The organism is Roseibium sp. (assembly GCF_965232425.1).
Classification (GTDB): Bacteria; Pseudomonadota; Alphaproteobacteria; order Rhizobiales; family Stappiaceae; genus Roseibium.
Genome location: NZ_OZ246971.1, coordinates 935,261 through 951,874 on the forward strand (window position 1 = coordinate 935,261; position 16,614 = coordinate 951,874).

Genomic DNA, 16,614 nt, shown 5'->3' on the forward strand with positions numbered 1-16,614 from the left:
ACGGACCCTAGTCCCGGGCTGGAATGTTGATCGCCTTCTGGCTGGCAGGACGCGCCAGGCAGGTGTCGACCCACCGGACGACGTTCTTGAAATCATGGTAGCCGACGACGTCGGCCGCCTCGTAAAATCCGTTGATGTTGCGCGCCCAGGGCCATGAGGTGATATCGGCGATCGTGAACTGATCGCCCATGATGTAGTCACGACCGTCAAGCTGCCGGTCGAGCACGTTCAAGAGGCGCTTGACCTCGTCGCGGTAGCGTTCGAACGGACGGCGGTCTTCATATTCGCGGCCCGCGAACTTGTGAAAGAAGCCGAGCTGCCCGGTCATCGGGCCGAAACCGCCCATCTGCCACATCACCCACTGGATCGCCTCATATTTCTCGCCCGGATCGGAGGGGATGAGTTTCCCGGTCTTTTCTGCCAGGTAGATCAGAATCGCACCGGATTCCCAGAGTGCGAGCGGTTTGCCGCCGGGACCGTCCGGATCGATGATCGCGGGGATCTTGTTGTTGGGATTGAGCGACAGGAATTCCGGAGTAAGCTGATCGTTCGTGCCGAAGTCGACCTTGTGGGGCTCGTAGGGCAAGCCGGTTTCCTCGAGCATTGCCGAGACCTTGATCCCGTTCGGCGTCGGCAGCGAATAGAGCTGGAGGCGCTCCGGGTGCTGGGCTGGCCATCTCTTTGTGATCGGGAAATCGGACAAGGCGGTCATGAAAATCTCTTTCGTTGTGCCCCTGCAGGTGGCGCGGGGATCCCGTTGCTCATATAGCACTCACGCAGCGCGATTAAACCCATCGGCATGTTACGATGAATAAATTTGTTTTCGGGACCCGTTTCGGCCTGTATCACCGGCGCCCGACACAAGACAGGGGATGTTCCATGCCAACAGATCATGAAGCACGGATCGAGCAGCTTGAAATCGACCTGGCGCATGCCGGCCGCACGATCGAGGATCTCAACGGCGTGGTCGTGGAACAGGGCAAGCAGATCGATCGCCTGACACGCCTGGTGGACAAGATGACCGACCAGGTGGAGGAGCTGGCGGAGCAGGTTCTTCCCGCCCATCATGTCGAGAAACCACCGCATTACTGAATAGAAGCCGCGAAGGCGAGCCATTGTTCGGAATCGTTTCCCGGGTGTGTCATCCCGGTTTGCCGTTCGAGCGGCAAGACCGGGACTCAGAATTCCCTGCGGCCAGAGGTAGAAAGGAGACGGAGGAACCATTGGTTTCTGGTTTCCGGCCTTCCCGGAATGACAAGTCCATTCACCCGGGATCGCCTCGCAAGACCCGTTTCCAGGTAAACCGGGCCGCAATGGGTCGGAATTGATCCATGACATGGACGCGGTAATGGCAGACCCTAGTGTGATGATCCTGAAACATGCCTCCCCTGGCGGCAATCGCCGGAGCGTGTTTCGGATTGAAGCGACTCACGTCGTGACAACACACACGGATGCCACATGCGTTCACTTCGCTATCCAGTTCTGCTTTCCCTGCTCGCTGCCGTGATCGCGGCCGCATACTGGTGGGCCAGCCGTCCGCCGGAGGTCAACGTTATCCGGCCTCACCGGGGGAGTGCCGCCGAAGTCGTTTATGCCACCGCAGTGGTGGAGCCGGTCCGGTGGGCGAAGGTCACGAGCATCATTCGCGAGCGCATCATTTCGCTCTGCGGCTGCGAGGGCGCGGAGGTCCGCCAGGGCGACCAGCTCGCGGAGCTTGACAGCGGCGATGCCCGCGCGACGCTCGCGGAGCTGGAAGCGCGCCGCGAGCTTGCGCAATCAGACCGGGAGCGCGCCCTGCAGCTGCTCGACCGGCGTGTCGTCAGCCAGCAGGTCTACGACAAGGCGCAGAACGAGGTGATCCGCATCAACGCCATGATCGCGGCCCAGAAGGAACGGCTCCGGGACTACCTGATTACCGCGCCCATGGACGGTGTCGTCCTGCGTCAGGACGGATCCGTCGGCGAAGTCGCGGAACCTGGCGAAATCCTGTTCTGGATCGGGCAGCCCCTGCCCCTGCAGCTGGTTGCGGAAGTGAACGAAGAGGACATTCCGAAAGTCCGCAAAGGCCACAAGGCGCTCATCCGCTCCGATGCATTCCCGGACGAGATGCTCACGGCAACGGTCGCAAGCATCACCCCGAAAGGCGATCCCGTTCTCAAGAACTACCGTGTCTATCTCGAGCTTCCCCGCGACACGCTGCTGCGGATCGGAATGACCACGGAAATCAACATTGTCACCCGCGAAAAGGACGATGCCCTGCTGCTGCCGCTCGCAGCCTTTGACGGATCGGTCCTGCAGATGCTGAAAGAGAAAAACCGGATTTCACGCGTGGACGTCAAGACCGGCATTCGCGGCACGAGAACGGTCGAGGTGCTGGAAGGTGTCAGCGAACAAGACCAGATTGTTTTCCCGTTCCTGGAAGATCTATCGGAAGGAGACAAGGTCAGCCCGAACGCCGAAGGAGCCAGGTAGTGCTGCTTCTCCGGATCGCATCGACGCATGTCCGCAACCGACTGCGGCAAACCATTGTTTCCACGCTTGGCGTTGCGCTGGGTGTCGGCTTTTCGGTCGCCATGGCCAGTCTCATGGAAGGCTCGCAACGAGATTTCATGACGACCCTGATAGAAGCCATTCCGCATGTCGAAATTCTGGACGAGAAACGCAATCCGGCCGAACAGCCCGCGACCGCCATCTACGACGCGGTTGCCTTCCACGGTCTCCGGCCCCTGGAAGACTTGCGCGGCATCCGCAATCCGACCGAGGCGATCGCCTCGCTGCGCGAGTGGGTCGAGGGCGACTTCGCCCAACGGCTGAGCGGGCAATCCGTGCTGCGCTACAGCGGACAGGATATAGGTATCACGCTGGTTGGCGTGGTGCCGAAGCGCGAACTGAAGGTTTCCAAGATCCGGGATGACATGCGGACCGGCAGTTTCGAAGCGCTCGATTCGACCGCGAACGGCCTGGTGCTCGGCCGCAAGGCCGCGGAGCGTCTCGGCGCCGAACTCGGCGATACGGTGACGCTGACATCGGCAAACGGTCTCGCGAAACGCTTCAAGATCGTCGGGCTGTTCCACACGGGCATCACGACAAGCGACGAGGGCCTAGCCTATGCGCCTCTCAAGGCGGTGCAGATCCTCCTGGAAAAACCGGACATCATCAACAGCATTTCGGTCAGGCTTGCCGACATCAACGACGCGACCGAGATCGCGGCACGTGCCGAGCGTCAGCTGGGCTACAAGGCCGTTTCCTGGGAAGAGGCCAATGAAGGTCTCATGGAAGCCTTCGTCGTGCGCAATGCGATCATGTACACGGTTGTCGGCGCCATCCTCGTGGTTGCCGGCTTCGGTATCTTCAACATCGTGTCCACGATCGTGCATGAAAAGGCCCGGGACATTGCAATCCTGAAGTCTCTCGGTTTTCCCGAAACCGACATCCAGCAGATCTTCGTTCTCGAGGGACTGGTGATCGGCATTCTCGGGGCGATGGCCGGGTGCCTGCTCGGCTTCGGGCTTTCAAGTTATCTCGCCACGGTCAAGTTCGAGGTCACGACCGACATCGAGATGACCCGGCTGCCGATCCACTTTTCGTATGTGCACTATGTCCTTGCCTGCCTTCTCGCGTTGTTCTCGTCCGGAATAGCGGGGCTCATCCCGGCCAGAAAAGCCGCAAAACTCAATCCCGTCGACATCATCCGGGGGGCGACATGAGCGCAGCCCGGCCTCAGGCGGCACCCGGTGCCGAGCCGCTTCTCCAGACCCGCAGCCTCACCCGCATTCTGCCCGCAATTGTTCCGGCCACCCTGGTTGAGGATATTGATTTCAGCGTCGGGACGTCGGAGTTTGTTGCCATCACCGGCCCGTCCGGCTCCGGGAAGTCGTCGCTGCTCTACCTGCTTGGCCTGCTCGACAGGCCGACATCCGGCGAAGTGCTGATCGAAGGCTGCCCCACGGCGGATCTCACCTCGGGCGAAATGGCGTCGATGCGCCTTGAGAAGATCGGTTTCGTGTTTCAGTTCCACTTTCTCCTGCCGGAGTTCACGGCCCTGGAGAACATCCTGATCCCGATGCAGAAACTCGGACGTCTTTCCGCAAAGGACCAGCTCGAGCACGCGACAGGGCTGCTCGTGGATCTCGGACTGGAAGACTTTCTGCATCGCCGGCCGGCGCAGCTGTCGGGCGGACAGCGGCAGCGGGTCGCCGTTGCGCGCGCGCTCGCGAATGCCCCCGACCTGATCCTGGCGGACGAACCGACCGGCAGTCTCGATTCCGCGTCAACCGAGCAGGTGTTCGAGAGCCTTCAGGCCATCGTGGAAACGCAAAAGACGACGGTGGTCGCGGTGACGCACGACATGGATCTTGCCGCGCGCATGCAACGCCGGGTTCATCTTGTCGATGGCCGGGTCGACTATGACCGGATCCAGTCCTGACGGGCATATCAACTTTTTCTGTCCGGCTTGCCAAGGCCGCTGTCTCATGTCATAACCGCGCCATCATCAAGAGAAGGGCTGGCGCCCTCGCCAACCTGCCAGACCGGGCAAGGTGGTTTCCGCAACAGGGATGCGGTCGTCTGGAACCTCAAAGAGGCCATTCGGCAACGAATCGGTTTGATTGCATGCGCCAGTCCTCCTCGGGAAACCGATGGAGGATTTTTTGTATCAGGAGCCTATCGCGGGACGCGCGGCAGTTCTCATTGAAGATCACCTGGCGGCGCATGCGTCGCACGCCGATCTGGCCGTGTGGCAGCAAGCTGCCGAGAACTGCGTGATGATGCGCATCCGGAGCCTGCGTGTGCTTGGCGGCCTGCCGCGGCACAAGGCGCCGCTGTCACAGGAGCAGCGCGTCACCCGCCTGAAAGATCTGCTCAGGCTGTGGGCGAACGGGTGTACCTGTGCCGTCGACGAGGATCTTTTCGCCGATATCCTGAACCGCCGGAGCTGAAGGACGGGCGGCGGCCTATTTCGGCACCGGTATCGGGCGCCCGTTGTCATCCACGCAGACAAAGGTGAACTGCGCTTCGGTCACCTTCTCGCGGATACCGAAGCGATGGCGCAGGGCCCAGGCCTCCAGCTTGATTTCCATGGACGTGTTTCCGACCCGCATGATATCCGTGTAGACGCAAAGAACATCCCCGACATGGACCGGCCTGATGAACTTCATGCCGTCGACGGCAATGGTGACGACCCGGGCAGATGCGCGCTGACCGGCGGCAATGCCCCCTGCCAGGTCCATCTGGGAGAGCACCCAGCCGCCGAAAATGTCGCCCGCCGCGTTGGTGTCTGCCGGCATGGCCATGGTTCGCAGCGTCAGCTCACCGCTGGGTTTGTCAGTTTCGTCGCTCACGCCGCACCCCTCCGTTCTCTGTCGGGAAAAGACTAACGGCAGCCGGACAGATCACAAGGGTTTCCTGTCAGATCACCAGCATCAGAATTGCCATGATCCACAGGGGAAGCGGTGCTGCGACCCAGATCAGCAAAATGGGCAGGCCGCGCGGCATGAGTTTGGACAAGGTCATTTTGTTTTCCTTTTAACCTAAGACCGGCAACTCGAAGACGGTCAGTGCGCCGAGCGCCACGAGCCCCGTGACAAAGGCGAGTTTCGCGCTGCCGATCAGCGTGCGTCCGGCGACGTCGATCTTCGGCACCGGCATCTGCCGGGAGTCCAGATACATGGACAGAAGCATGAGCGAGAAAATTGCGAACCAAACGACGACAAGGATTTCGGCAACAAGAACAATCGCTACCAGCATGATCCACTCCATTGTGATTGTTGCGAGGTGAGATTCGGAGGTGGTGAGGACCCGGCATGGCCGAACGTGGCCAGCCAGAGGCTTTGCGCGATCCGTTCCGCGACCGCTACGATCTCATCGGCCAGTTCGGGCACGAACAGTTCACGCACGACCGGGCGGAAGACGGACAGCCACTCGCCATAGTCGGAACTGACCACTTCCTTGAGCTTCAGATGCGCCGGAACAGGCTTGCCCTTGTATGCCCCGTTCTTCAAGAGAACGGATTGCCAGAAGGCTTCCATCTTCGGCAGATGCTCATCCCACTTGCCGTCCAGGCGTCCGTTGAAAATGAGACCGAGACGCGGATGTTCACGAATGCAGCCGTAAAACGTGTGCACCATCACCTGAATGGCCTGTTCGTCGACGGCCTCGTAGCGGCGCAGGCGATCGCCTGTCCTGTCGTCCGGGCGCAGCCGCAGCCTGTACTTCTCGGCATTCAAACCGTGGGCTTCCATCGAAACCTCCATAACATTCATTTTAGATGCATCTTTTAAATGACACGAACACACACTAAAATCAACATCTCAGATGAATGTTTTTTAGGACCCTGCCATGCGCCTCAGTCAGGCCAGCGATTTTGCCTTGAGAATCCTGATGGCAACCGGTCAGACGGACAGCCCGCAAACCGTCGACGGCCTGAGCAAAAAGCTCGGGTTGGCAAAATCACATGTCATGAAAATCGTCGCCCAGCTCGCACGGGCCGGATATCTGGAAACCACACGCGGCCGCGGCGGCGGCATCCGTCTCGGCCGGTCGCCGGAGGAGATCCGGCTCGGTGATGTGGTCCGGCTGATCGAACCGGACCTCGGCGTCGTCGCCTGCCTCAAGCCCGAGGCCGCCAGTTGCGCATTCCTGCCGCGCTGTGCGCTGAAGGGCGCCATGGCACATGCCGCGGAGGCCTTTCTCGACAGTCTGAACACGCAGACGCTGGCGACGATATTGGCTGGAACACAGCGGGTCGTTGCGCCTGAATAGGCACCAATAATGTTCGGATTAACGCGATAAGAATCTTGTGATGCGATCACCCGTCAATGATCTTGTCATTTCGGCCGAAACGCAGCGAAAGACCACCCAGTCATCACTGGATTCTCATTTTTGTCTCCGACCACAAAGGATACTGGTTCCCCATCTTGCCGCTTTCGCAGCAAACCGGGACGACAAACCCGGGAAACAATTCTATGTCCCGGCTCGACACCGGATGGAACTATACCGCCTTCCGAACGGCTTTTGTTCGACAGTGTTTTCCAATTCAGACAGCAGTGAAAAAGTTCCAGGCGGCGTGTCCGCTTTTCTACAAGGCGAGACCAGCGCCAGCGCCGTATCCTGCTGCTCGGTGTCGTTACAGCGTTGAAGCCTGCTCCAGGAAGTCCATGTCTTCCAGGCAATAATAGCCGGAGATCCGGCTGATCGTGCCGGAGCGCTTCCAGTCGTTGAGAACGCGGCTGACATTTTCACGCGCCGCGCCGGCCATGTTGGCAATGTCCGCCTGGCTGAGCTTGTAGTGAATGAGCGTCCGGCCGTCGTCCAGCTTCTTGCCGAAAGTCTCGGACAGCTGCAGCAGCGTCTGGGCAACCCGTCCGGGCAGTGGCAGGAAGGATCTCGCCGCCAGAACGTCATTGGCATGCCGCAGGCGCTTGCCGACAATTGACAGCATGTGGCGGTAGACAGCCGGATGATCATCGGAAAAGCGCTGGAAAGCCGCCTTGTCGATAAAGGCAAGATTTGCTTCCTTCAGGGCACTGACCGTGGCCGAACGCGGACGGCCGTCGAGAAGCGCCAGCTCGCCGACCAGATCGCCCGGCCCCAGAACTGCCAGAAGCTGCTCGTCACCTTCCACGGACAGAAGGGACACCTTCAACGAGCCTTCCAGAACGGCGTAGCAACCGTTGCCAGGATCCCCGTTCTCGAAAAGAATCGTACCGGCCGCCAGCTTCATCGGTCTGGCGAGACGGGACAGTCCGACAGCAAGCTCCGGCTCCAGCCCTTCCAGGGAAAAGCTGTTCTTCAAGAAGTCTTTTATTTCTGCCACACCCACCCCCTGCCAAGGATCTTCACGACACAAAAAATTTAAGGCCACGCGCAATCCTGTGATTTCCATCACGTGCGTTCAAGAAAAAAATACCTATATCAGAGTCATGGAAGCGGGGCCGCCCCTCCCCCCTTCCTGACCTCCACGAAAAACGGCTCTGTTCCCCGCAGAGCCGTTTTTTCGTTCAAACGGTAAAAAAACCGCAGGAAGTCGGGCGTTTCTCAGCGCAGAAAAATGTTCTTGCGGTCGAGGGTCTGAAAAAAACGGTCGCTTCTCAGGACTTCGTACTGACACTCGCGCACGGCGATTTTTTTCCGCGGCTCCTCACGCATCAGCCGGTCATCCGACTTTCCGGGAATGGCAGCGACGAAGCTCCGGTCGCTCATGCCATCGAAATGATTGAGCAAAAGCTGTTGTAATTCCTCGGAATCCGCGGTTGGCGGCAGCGGTTCCGAGCTGGGCAGAACCGGCAGTCCGTGGCTTTTCGCAAGCCGCGCCAGGCGCAGGGTCTTCAGACCCGATTGCAGCGGCGAAATCACCAGGGGCGGTTTCTCGAAATCCGAGCGTTCCACGGCCTTGAAGATGATGCGTGCCAGGGATGTTCGCGCAAGGAGACCCTCGCGCACAGCCACGAAATCGGGCGGTCTTTGCATCAGCACGCTGTACCGCGCCAATTGGGCAATCGCTTCATCCATCAGCAGTTCGTCCGGCAGAAGCCGGAAGAAGGCGCGCCTGTTCAACTTCTCGCGAGTGAACATCCGCCCGCCGTATATCTCCTGCATGCGCGAGCTGACCGGCATGACCCTGTCGCCGCTGAAGGCAAGCGTGATTCCGAAAAGCGTCTGCTGCCCGACCTTTTCCGCCACTTCCTGAAGCGGCCGGAATTCGCGCGGCCAGAGCTCGGTCGTCACGAGCGCACCAACGGCGCTCAACCGCCCGTTCTCGGCAAGGTCGCGCAATGCGCGATCAACGCCGAAGGCGAGACCATAATCCAGTGCACCGAGTGTAATTCGCTTCATGAAGTCTGACGGGCGGCCGTGTGAGTCGGAAAGTTCTCTTTCCCTGCGGCATTCGTGAAGTCAATGCAAGCCTCAACTCCGGCGGACAGGCCCGTTTTTCGGGATCACCTGACCGAAAACGGCTCAAAGACCGGGCCTTTCAGACCCTCCACCTTGTAAACGACAAGCTCTTCCAGCGGCACGCCCTCCACCTTGCGCTCCAGAACGGCCAGTTCCTTGACCGTTTCGAACGCGCGTTCGAGGTCACCTGCCCTGTTGCGGCGTTTTTCGGTGATGTAGAGGCCCGGCCTTGCGAAAAGCCGTTCGTCGGGATCCGGCATCATGATGTAGCGGATCCGCTCCGTCGTCTGATAGACGGGCAACCGATCCTTCATCAGATAGTCGGCCTGACCGTTGAGGCCGTAGCTGGTGGTCAGCATGAAAGCGGCCTGTTCCTGCTCGGCGAGTTCCGCCAAGGCCGCACCGATCTTATCCCAGCCGCGCAACTGGAAGGTCGGGTCCTTGCGGGCAAGTTGCCCCGTGACCGGGTGGACGGCATGGACCTGGACCACGACAGCGGTGAGCACACCGACGGCGACGCCCGCAATCGCGACCCTGCGCCAGAGTGCCTGGTCTGCGCGCAGGGAGGTAACGAAGACGCCGGCCATGATGGCGAATGCCGGAAAGAGCGGCGCTGGCCAATTGGCCTGAACACGCGAATGGAGCGCGTGATAGAGAAGGTATGCCAAAAAGGGCAGCGTGGTCAGCAGAACCAGGGACGCCGCGCCGTCCCGCGCCCGGAAAGCCCTGAACAGCATCGCCGCACCGCCCGCCGCCAGAAGCGCGATCAGCGGGTTCAAAAGCCCGACAAGCGCACCCAGAAACTCGAAGATGTATTTTGCCGTGTATCCGCTGCTGCCGGCGCGGCCGAACTGCTTGTAGAAGCTTACCCACTCGTGGGCGTGGTTCCAGTAGAGCACCGGCGAGAAACACAAGAGCGCGAGCGCGCCGCCTGCCCAGAGCTGCCAGGAGGTCCACCAGCGCCTGGCGTCCGGAACCCACAGGAGCCAGAGCACGATCCCCGCGCCCAGAAACAAGAGCGAGTACTTGGAGAGAAGACCGAGGCCGGCCATCAATCCGACCACCAGCCACCAGTTCGGGTTTTTCGATACGTTCAGTTCGGCCAAGGCCCAGAATGTCAGACCCCAGAACACTACGGACGGTGCATCCGGTGTCGCCAGAATGCCGCCGATCCCGATCATCAGGCTGGTGTTGAGAAAGAGAACGGCCCAGCCGGCGGTGCGCGCATCGAAAAGGATCGCCGCCGTGCGCCAAAGCGCAAGGGAACCGATCACGCCGGAGAAGACGACGATTGCGCGCAGGCCGAATACGGTGTCGCCGAAAAGCACCTGTCCGGCGGTGATCCACCATCCGATCATCGGCGGGTGGTCGTAGTAACTCAGCGCCGGATACAGGCCCCAGATCCGGTAATAGGCTTCATCCTCGACAATATACGCATTGGCCGCCGCGAAAACCTTCAGCGCCGTCAGGAGGCCGACAATGACGACAAGTCCGGTTGGCCGAAGCCAGAACGGCAGATCCGAAGTCTGTGACACGCGTGTTTCAGTCCGCTCTTCAGGAACGCCGCCAGGTCAGTGCCGAGCTGGCGGCATAATTCCAAACCGCTCCCATGACAGCACCGGCGGTGCCCGCAACCCACCAATAGGCCGGATCCGCATAGATCAGGTTCGCGACCCCAACATTCGCAAGCACGCCGACCGAACAGACCGCATAGAAGGTCACCAAACCGATCAGCGCCCGGAAGCCGCGCAGGCGGCGGTCCCGATAAGTCAGCTGATTGTTCAGGAAGAAGTTGGACGTCATGGCAACGAAGGACGCCGCTGTCTGCGCAAGATTGAACTCCATCCCGCCCAGCAGAAAGAACCGCAGCGCGACAAGATGCACGAACAGCCCGCTGGCACCGACCAGTCCGAACATCAGGAACCGGACGGAGACGATGTCGCCGAAATACTTGGCCAGCAGGAGACCGAAATAGTCCAGCGTCACCAAGGTATCGAGCTTGCTTTCACCGTGCTGGCGCTCGCGGAACGTGAACGGAAGTTCCTTGATTTTCAGCGAGCCGTTTGCGCTGGAAACGAGATCGAGCAGGATCTTGAAACCCTGCGGCGACAGGCGCGGCGCCAGAGCCTCCGCCTTTTCCCGCCGCACCATGAAATACCCGCTCATCGGGTCAGTCAAAGTGACGTTCAGCAGCTTTTGCGCCAGGCCATTGGCGATATTCGAGCCCCAGGCGCGTATCTTGGAAAGCCCCTCACCGACCGTTCCGCCCTCGACCTTCCGGCTTGCCACGACGAGATCCGTCCCGTCCGCCTTGATTTCCTGCAGCATCGCCGGCAGCAACGTTTCGTCATGCTGCAGATCGGCGTCCATGACCGCGACGAAAGGCGCGGACGACGACAGGATGCCTTCGATGCAGGCCCCGGATAGTCCCCTGCGGCCAATGCGGCGGATGACCCTGACCCGCGGATCAGTGGCCGCCAGACCACGCGCCACCTCCGTCGTGCCATCGGGCGAATTGTCGTCAACGACGATGGCCTCCCAAGCGATCCCGGCAAGCGCCTTGTCGAGCAGTTCAATCAGGGGCGGAATGTTTCCGGCCTCGTTGAAGCTGGGCAGGACAACGCTGAGCTCGGCAACCCGCGCACCGGACGCCTGCCGGGTGTCGTCCCAGCCCGCTTCCTCCGTGCCGTGTGCAATACTGGCTGCGCTGTCCATGTTTCAACCTTGTGGCCCGTCCGGTTTCCAGCGTTTGGACCGTGAGGGCTTCGCATCTTTCAGAATTTGCGCGGACCATAGCCCGGCAAGCGTTAAATACAAGCAAAGAGATGACGCATCCCGGCGGCAGCCCGACTTTCCACGCCTGTTTGCAGAGGTCCTGCGCGTTTGACCGCCTTTTGACGGGCAAGTGTGATGCAATCATGGCTGCGGCGAAAACTTCGAGCTTTCCGATCTGCCCATCGGGCATGGCTGCGTCTTGCCCTCACCTGCCGTTTCGTCTAGGACAACCGCAACTTATTTAAGGTCGGTGTCCGCTTTTGTCTGCCGCCGGCCTGGAACTCGCCGGGATCTGACGACTTCATGGCCAAAAAACCGAACAAACTGAAGGCCCGCCTGCCGCGGGGCTTTGTCGACCGCTCTGCCGACGACATCCGGGCAACGGATGAAATGATCGGCAAGATCCGCGCGGTCTACGAGCAATACGGATTCGACCCGGTCGAAACGCCCGCCTTCGAATACACCGACTGCCTCGGCAAATTCCTGCCGGACACCGACCGGCCGAATGCCGGGGTGTTCTCCGTGCAGGACGATGACGAGCAATGGATGAGCCTGCGCTACGACCTGACCGCGCCGCTGGCCCGTCATGTCTCGGAAAACATCAACGACATCCAGCTGCCCTACCGCACCTACCGCGCCGGCTGGGTGTTCCGGAACGAGAAGCCCGGACCGGGCCGGTTCCGGCAGTTCATGCAGTTCGATGCCGACACGGTCGGCGCACCCGGCGTGCAGGCGGATGCGGAAATGTGCATGATGATGGCCGACACGATGGAGGCGCTCGGCATCGCGCGCGGCCAGTACGTTATCCGGGTCAACAACCGGAAGGTTCTCGACGGTGTGCTGGAAAGCATCGGTCTTGGCGGCGAGGAAAACGGCGAGCGCCGACTGACGGTGCTGCGCGCGATCGACAAGCTTGACAAGTTCGGAATTGAAGGCGTCCGTCTCCTGCTCGGCGAGGGCCGCAAGGATGACAGCGGCGACTTCACCAAGGGTGCGGGTCTCGACACGTCCGCCATCGACACGATCGCGGACTTCGTTTCCGGCACCGGATCGCTGGAAAACGAGGGCATCACGGAACTGAACACGATGGCGGCCATGTTCGAGGCCTGCGGATATGGCGACGACCGGATCAAGATAGACCCTTCCGTGGTGCGTGGCCTCGAATATTACACGGGGCCCGTCTACGAGGCCGAGTTTCTGTTCGACGTCACCAACGAAAAGGGCGACGTCGTCCAGTTCGGGTCCGTCGGCGGCGGCGGGCGCTATGACGGTCTGGTCAAGCGTTTCACCGGACGCGACGTTCCGGCGACGGGCTTTTCGATCGGCGTCTCGCGGCTGATGACGGCCCTGAAGAACCTCGGCAAGCTCGACACGTCGGACGTCGTCGCACCGGTTCTGGTCACGGTGATGGACGGCGATGTCCAGGCGCTCGGGCGCTACCAGAAAATGGTTCAGGACTTGCGCAACGCCGGGATCCGGGCGGAAATGTACCAGGGCAACTGGAAGAAGTTCGGCAACCAGCTGAAATATGCCGACCGGCGCAATTGCCCTGTCGCCATCATTCAGGGATCGGACGAGCGCGATACAGGTGAACTTCAGGTCAAGGACCTGATCGAGGGCAAGCGCCTGTCTGCCGAAATCACCGACAACATCACCTGGCGCGAAAGCCGTCCGGCGCAGATCACGATCAGGGAAACGGACCTGATCGAGACCGTGCGCAGCATTCTGGACGGTCAGGCAGACGACCGCAGGCGTCAGAGCGAGGGCTGAAACATGACGGCGGCTCCAACATCCGGGCTGGACCCGGCCAGGATCGAAGCGGTTCTGACGCTTTTCAAGGATGCGGGCCATGCATTCGTCAATCCGCCCATCCTGCAGCCGGCAGATGTCTTTCTCGACCTGACGGGCGAGGATATCCGGCGGCGTCTCTACCTTACCCAGGGCAGCGATGGCACCGATCTTTGCCTGCGGCCGGACTTCACCATTCCGGTGTGCCGTCAGCATGTCGCTTCCGGTGGCGCAAACCTTCCGGCGGCCTATTGCTACAACGGACCGGTTTTCCGCCAACGCCCGGACGGGCTCGGCGAGATCCCGCAACTGGGTGCGGAAAGCCTGGGACGTACGGATACCGCACAGGCGGACGCGGATCTTCTTGCGCTTTCCGTGCGCGCGCTGGATGCCTTCGGCGTCTCGAACACCCACATCCGGATCGGTGATGAAACCCTGTTCGCAGCCGTTCTCGCCGGCCTGGGCCTGCCGAGCGTCTGGCAGCGGCGGCTGCGCGATCTCTTCGGAGAAACCGACAAGCTGATGGCAGCGATTGATCGCATGGCGGGAGGCAGCAGCACCGACGATGACAGCCGGGATGTCCGGCTCGGTTTCCTTTCCGCGCTCGAAGGCGCAGATCCCGAAGCGGCACATGCCGTTGTCGAGGACCTCCTGTCGATTGCCGGCATTTCCGCCGTCGGCGGACGGACGCCAAGTGAAATTGCCGACCGGTTCCTCGAACAGGCGGCCCTGGCCAGCGCCGGGCGGGGGCACGAAATGGCGGCCGCCTCGCTGCGCGCCTACCTTGCCCTGAAGGCGGACGGTGCCGAGGCGGTTCCATCCCTTCGCGCGTTCAGCTCGACGCATGGTCTTGATCTGGCGGACCCCATCGCGGCATTCGAACACCGTCTCGCTGCGCTGGACGCCAAGGGCATTGCACCCTCCAGCCTGTCATTTGCCGCGGAGTTCGGCCGGCGTCTCGACTATTACTCGGGCTTCGTGTTCGAGATCCATTCAGCAACCGGCGAAACGAGCGGACCGCTGGTCGGCGGCGGGCGCTATGACAGGTTGCTCACGCTTCTGGGCGCCGGTGCCAACGTGCCGGGAATCGGGTTTTCCATGTGGCTCGACCGCATCGCCGCGCATACCGGGACGGACTCATGAGCAAGCTGATCATCGCCATTCCCTCCAAGGGCCGCCTTCAGGAAAACACCCACGCCTTCTTCGGACGGGCGGGACTGCAGGTTCTCCAGCCGGGCGGCGCAAGAAACTATCGCGGAGCGATCAAGGGATTGCCCAGCGTCGAGATCGCTTTCCTGTCCGCATCGGAAATCGCGCGGGAGCTTGCCGAAGGCTCGGTTCATTTCGGCGTCACCGGTCTTGATCTGGTCGAGGAAAACATCGCGGATCCGGCGGCAACGGTCCATGTCGTCACGCCGCTCGGCTTCGGCCCGGCCGATGTCGTCGTCGCGGTTCCGAAAGCCTGGATCGACGTGGAAACCATGTCCGATCTCGGTGATGTCGCTTCCGACTTTCGCGGCCGCCACGGCCGCCGCCTGCGCGTTGCCACCAAATATGTCAATCTCACACGGAGCTTCTTCGCGCGCCACGGGATCGCCGATTACCGGATCGTCGAAAGCGCCGGGGCAACGGAAGGCGCTCCCGCTGCCGGTGCCGCCGAACTCATCGTCGACATCACCACGACGGGATCGACCCTCCACGCCAACAATCTGAAAATCCTCGCCGATGGCGTGATGCTGAAAAGCCAGGCCAACCTCGTTGCGTCCCTCAACGCGGACTGGACGGAGATCGCGCTTGACGGCGCTCGATCCATCCTTGACCGGGTGGCGGCGGAAGAGGCGGCCAGGAACGTCAAGCTGGTCAAGGCGGTGGTCGATGACCGGACCCAGGCGCTGCGCTCGGTCAGCAGGGTCGGTGCGATCCAGAGGTTTTCGGAGAGCGACAGCCCCAACCGGGTCAACGTGCTGTGCCCAAGCGACTCGGTGGCGGAATGCGCCAAGCTCCTGATCGAGGAAGGTGCGGACACGGTCACGGTCGAAACGCTGGACTATGTCTTCTCCCGTGAAAACCCGCTTTTTGCGCCCCTGAAGCAGAAGGTCGGCGGGTGAGGCGGCCGGACCGCTCCGGACCGCCTGACAGCGTTCAGTTCAGCACCGTCGACTGTCGGAGCCGGTCACGCGCCAGGTCCAGGAAACTGCGCACCTTCACCGAGACGCGGCGGCCCTCGTAGTGCACGAGATGAACCGGCAAGGGCTCCGGCTCATATTCCTCCAGCACGGTCTGCAAGGTACCGGACTGCAGGTCCGGCCCGACCTGGTAGGACAGCGCCCGTGTCAGCCCCCAGCCGGACCGCGCCAGAGAGGTTGCGGTCGCGACACTGGTGACGGACAGCCTCGGAAAGACCTTGACGACCCTGTCCTGCGCCTTGCCGAAACGCCATTCGTTGCTCGGTGTAACCGTGGCGGCGGCGACGATCTTGTGACCCGTCACGTCCTCCGGTGACTGCGGCACGCCGTGTTCCCTGAAATAGTCCGGCGATCCGCAAACCACGCGGCGCACGGTGCCGACCTTGACCGCCATGAGACCCGATGCCGACAGCGGACCGATCCGCACGCCGACATCCAGGCCCTCCTCGGCCAGGTTCACGATCCGGTCGACCATCAGCATGCTTGCGGAGACACCGGGAAACCGGTCGAGATATTCCGCGACGATCGGTGCCACATAGATGCGTCCGAACTCGACCGGCGACGTGACCCGCAGATACCCCCGGGGCCGCCCGACCGCGCCAGACACCGCCTCGTTCGCCGCGCTCAGATCCGCAAGAATTCCTCGCACTTCTTCCAGATAGGTCCGGCCGACATCCGTAAGCCGCACCACGCGCGTGGTGCGCGTGAACAGGCGCGCCCCCAGGCGCTCCTCCAGTTCGTTGACCGCGCGCGTGGCCGAGGGCGCACTGATGTTCATTTGCCGGGCGCCTCCGGCAAAACTCTCCGCTTCGGCAACAGCCACGAACACGTCCAGCGCCTGCAGTCTGTCCAAGCTGACCTCCCGTTCATTTCAGAAACTGAAATAATAACTTTCATATTTCCATTATTCTTTCAAGACGGCAGTGACGCTACATGTGGCTCATCGAATGGCACCGGGTTTCGGCCCAGACAG

Annotated in this window: 18 protein-coding genes and 1 riboswitch; of the genes, 9 read left to right on the top strand and 9 right to left on the bottom strand. The window is 61.4% G+C overall.

Annotation, left to right across the window (positions count from 1 at the left end; translation table 11 throughout):
- Window positions 1-7: 7 nt before the first annotated feature.
- Window positions 8-712, bottom strand: coding sequence for a glutathione binding-like protein (locus ACO08A_RS04325; protein WP_422039991.1), 705 nt, complete (start codon window positions 710-712; stop codon window positions 8-10).
- Between the two features lie 167 nt (window positions 713-879).
- Here ACO08A_RS04325 and ACO08A_RS04330 point away from each other — a divergent pair, with 167 nt between their 5' ends.
- The 5 genes from ACO08A_RS04330 (at window position 880) to ACO08A_RS04350 (ending at window position 4,937) form a co-directional block, all read left to right on the top strand.
- Window positions 880-1,092, top strand: coding sequence for a SlyX family protein (locus tag ACO08A_RS04330; RefSeq protein ID WP_319386003.1), 213 nt, complete (start codon window positions 880-882; stop codon window positions 1,090-1,092).
- 366 nt (window positions 1,093-1,458) lie between these two features.
- Entirely contained in the window at window positions 1,459-2,472 is a 1,014-nt protein-coding gene (locus ACO08A_RS04335; RefSeq protein ID WP_422039992.1) for an efflux RND transporter periplasmic adaptor subunit, read from the top strand.
- A complete protein-coding gene (locus ACO08A_RS04340) occupies window positions 2,472-3,707 on the top strand; it encodes an ABC transporter permease (RefSeq protein ID WP_422039993.1) in 1,236 nt (411 codons plus the stop codon). The genes ACO08A_RS04335 and ACO08A_RS04340 overlap by 1 nt, the downstream gene beginning before the upstream one ends.
- A complete protein-coding gene (locus ACO08A_RS04345; RefSeq protein ID WP_422039994.1) occupies window positions 3,704-4,426 on the top strand; it encodes an ABC transporter ATP-binding protein in 723 nt (240 codons plus the stop codon). The genes ACO08A_RS04340 and ACO08A_RS04345 overlap by 4 nt, the downstream gene beginning before the upstream one ends.
- Before the next feature lie 58 nt (window positions 4,427-4,484).
- Window positions 4,485-4,608: riboswitch (SAM-I-IV-variant riboswitch) on the top strand.
- 41 nt (window positions 4,609-4,649) lie between these two features.
- Complete coding sequence (locus ACO08A_RS04350; RefSeq protein ID WP_422039995.1) at window positions 4,650-4,937, top strand: hypothetical protein; 288 nt, start codon at window positions 4,650-4,652, stop codon at window positions 4,935-4,937.
- Window positions 4,938-4,952: 15 nt separating this feature from the next.
- On the opposite strand, the gene ACO08A_RS04355 is transcribed toward ACO08A_RS04350, so the two are convergent.
- The 3 genes from ACO08A_RS04355 to ACO08A_RS04365 all read right to left on the bottom strand — a co-directional run bounded on the left by ACO08A_RS04355 (window position 4,953) and on the right by ACO08A_RS04365 (window position 6,239).
- Window positions 4,953-5,291, bottom strand: a complete 339-nt coding sequence (locus ACO08A_RS04355) for an acyl-CoA thioesterase (protein WP_422041709.1) — start codon at window positions 5,289-5,291, stop codon at window positions 4,953-4,955.
- Window positions 5,292-5,523: 232 nt separating this feature from the next.
- Complete coding sequence (locus ACO08A_RS04360; protein ID WP_422039996.1) at window positions 5,524-5,745, bottom strand: hypothetical protein; 222 nt, start codon at window positions 5,743-5,745, stop codon at window positions 5,524-5,526.
- Window positions 5,736-6,239, bottom strand: coding sequence for a group III truncated hemoglobin (locus tag ACO08A_RS04365; RefSeq protein WP_422039997.1), 504 nt, complete (start codon window positions 6,237-6,239; stop codon window positions 5,736-5,738). Before ACO08A_RS04365 ends, ACO08A_RS04360 begins: the two co-directional genes overlap by 10 nt.
- 97 nt (window positions 6,240-6,336) lie before the next feature.
- Between ACO08A_RS04365 and ACO08A_RS04370 the strand changes: the two genes are divergently transcribed.
- A complete protein-coding gene (locus ACO08A_RS04370) occupies window positions 6,337-6,759 on the top strand; it encodes an RrF2 family transcriptional regulator (protein WP_422039998.1) in 423 nt (140 codons plus the stop codon).
- 364 nt (window positions 6,760-7,123) lie between these two features.
- Here the strand turns inward: ACO08A_RS04370 and ACO08A_RS04375 are convergent, their stop codons facing one another.
- The 4 genes from ACO08A_RS04375 to ACO08A_RS04390 form a co-directional block, all read right to left on the bottom strand.
- Window positions 7,124-7,813 (bottom strand): Crp/Fnr family transcriptional regulator, encoded by a 690-nt coding sequence (locus tag ACO08A_RS04375; RefSeq protein ID WP_319385995.1) that lies wholly within the window; start codon window positions 7,811-7,813, stop codon window positions 7,124-7,126.
- 221 nt (window positions 7,814-8,034) lie between these two features.
- Complete coding sequence (locus ACO08A_RS04380; protein ID WP_422039999.1) at window positions 8,035-8,832, bottom strand: ChbG/HpnK family deacetylase; 798 nt, start codon at window positions 8,830-8,832, stop codon at window positions 8,035-8,037.
- A gap of 104 nt (window positions 8,833-8,936) precedes the next feature.
- Window positions 8,937-10,427 carry an ArnT family glycosyltransferase gene (locus tag ACO08A_RS04385; protein WP_422040000.1) on the bottom strand — a complete coding sequence of 497 codons (1,491 nt, stop codon included), beginning with the start codon at window positions 10,425-10,427 and terminating at the stop codon, window positions 8,937-8,939.
- A 19-nt stretch (window positions 10,428-10,446) separates the two neighbouring features.
- Window positions 10,447-11,607 (bottom strand): glycosyltransferase, encoded by a 1,161-nt coding sequence (locus ACO08A_RS04390; RefSeq protein WP_422040001.1) that lies wholly within the window; start codon window positions 11,605-11,607, stop codon window positions 10,447-10,449.
- A gap of 363 nt (window positions 11,608-11,970) precedes the next feature.
- Between ACO08A_RS04390 and hisS the strand changes: the two genes are divergently transcribed.
- Genes hisS through hisG form a run of 3 tightly spaced genes read left to right on the top strand, consistent with a single transcriptional unit; the run spans window position 11,971 to window position 15,563 of the window.
- Window positions 11,971-13,437, top strand: a complete 1,467-nt coding sequence (hisS, locus tag ACO08A_RS04395; RefSeq protein WP_422040002.1) for a histidine--tRNA ligase — start codon at window positions 11,971-11,973, stop codon at window positions 13,435-13,437.
- Between the two features lie 3 nt (window positions 13,438-13,440).
- Window positions 13,441-14,598 (top strand): ATP phosphoribosyltransferase regulatory subunit, encoded by a 1,158-nt coding sequence (locus ACO08A_RS04400; RefSeq protein ID WP_422040003.1) that lies wholly within the window; start codon window positions 13,441-13,443, stop codon window positions 14,596-14,598.
- A complete protein-coding gene (gene hisG / locus ACO08A_RS04405; protein WP_422040004.1) occupies window positions 14,595-15,563 on the top strand; it encodes an ATP phosphoribosyltransferase in 969 nt (322 codons plus the stop codon). Before ACO08A_RS04400 ends, hisG begins: the two co-directional genes overlap by 4 nt.
- Window positions 15,564-15,597: 34 nt before the next feature.
- On the opposite strand, the gene ACO08A_RS04410 is transcribed toward hisG, so the two are convergent.
- Complete coding sequence (locus ACO08A_RS04410) at window positions 15,598-16,494, bottom strand: LysR substrate-binding domain-containing protein (RefSeq protein ID WP_422040005.1); 897 nt, start codon at window positions 16,492-16,494, stop codon at window positions 15,598-15,600.
- Between the last annotated feature and the right edge of the window lie 120 nt (window positions 16,495-16,614).

Coding starts and splice junctions, on each gene's coding strand:
- ACO08A_RS04325 (WP_422039991.1), bottom strand. CDS start 712: ATGACCGCCTTGTCCGATTTCCCGATCACAAAGAGATGGCCAGCCCAG.
- ACO08A_RS04330 (WP_319386003.1), top strand. CDS start 880: ATGCCAACAGATCATGAAGCACGGATCGAGCAGCTTGAAATCGACCTG.
- ACO08A_RS04335 (WP_422039992.1), top strand. CDS start 1,459: ATGCGTTCACTTCGCTATCCAGTTCTGCTTTCCCTGCTCGCTGCCGTG.
- ACO08A_RS04345 (WP_422039994.1), top strand. CDS start 3,704: ATGAGCGCAGCCCGGCCTCAGGCGGCACCCGGTGCCGAGCCGCTTCTC.
- ACO08A_RS04355 (WP_422041709.1), bottom strand. CDS start 5,291: ATGGCCATGCCGGCAGACACCAACGCGGCGGGCGACATTTTCGGCGGC.
- ACO08A_RS04360 (WP_422039996.1), bottom strand. CDS start 5,745: ATGCTGGTAGCGATTGTTCTTGTTGCCGAAATCCTTGTCGTCGTTTGG.
- ACO08A_RS04365 (WP_422039997.1), bottom strand. CDS start 6,239: ATGGAAGCCCACGGTTTGAATGCCGAGAAGTACAGGCTGCGGCTGCGC.
- ACO08A_RS04370 (WP_422039998.1), top strand. CDS start 6,337: ATGCGCCTCAGTCAGGCCAGCGATTTTGCCTTGAGAATCCTGATGGCA.
- ACO08A_RS04380 (WP_422039999.1), bottom strand. CDS start 8,832: ATGAAGCGAATTACACTCGGTGCACTGGATTATGGTCTCGCCTTCGGC.
- ACO08A_RS04390 (WP_422040001.1), bottom strand. CDS start 11,607: ATGGACAGCGCAGCCAGTATTGCACACGGCACGGAGGAAGCGGGCTGG.
- hisS (WP_422040002.1), top strand. CDS start 11,971: ATGGCCAAAAAACCGAACAAACTGAAGGCCCGCCTGCCGCGGGGCTTT.
- ACO08A_RS04400 (WP_422040003.1), top strand. CDS start 13,441: ATGACGGCGGCTCCAACATCCGGGCTGGACCCGGCCAGGATCGAAGCG.
- hisG (WP_422040004.1), top strand. CDS start 14,595: ATGAGCAAGCTGATCATCGCCATTCCCTCCAAGGGCCGCCTTCAGGAA.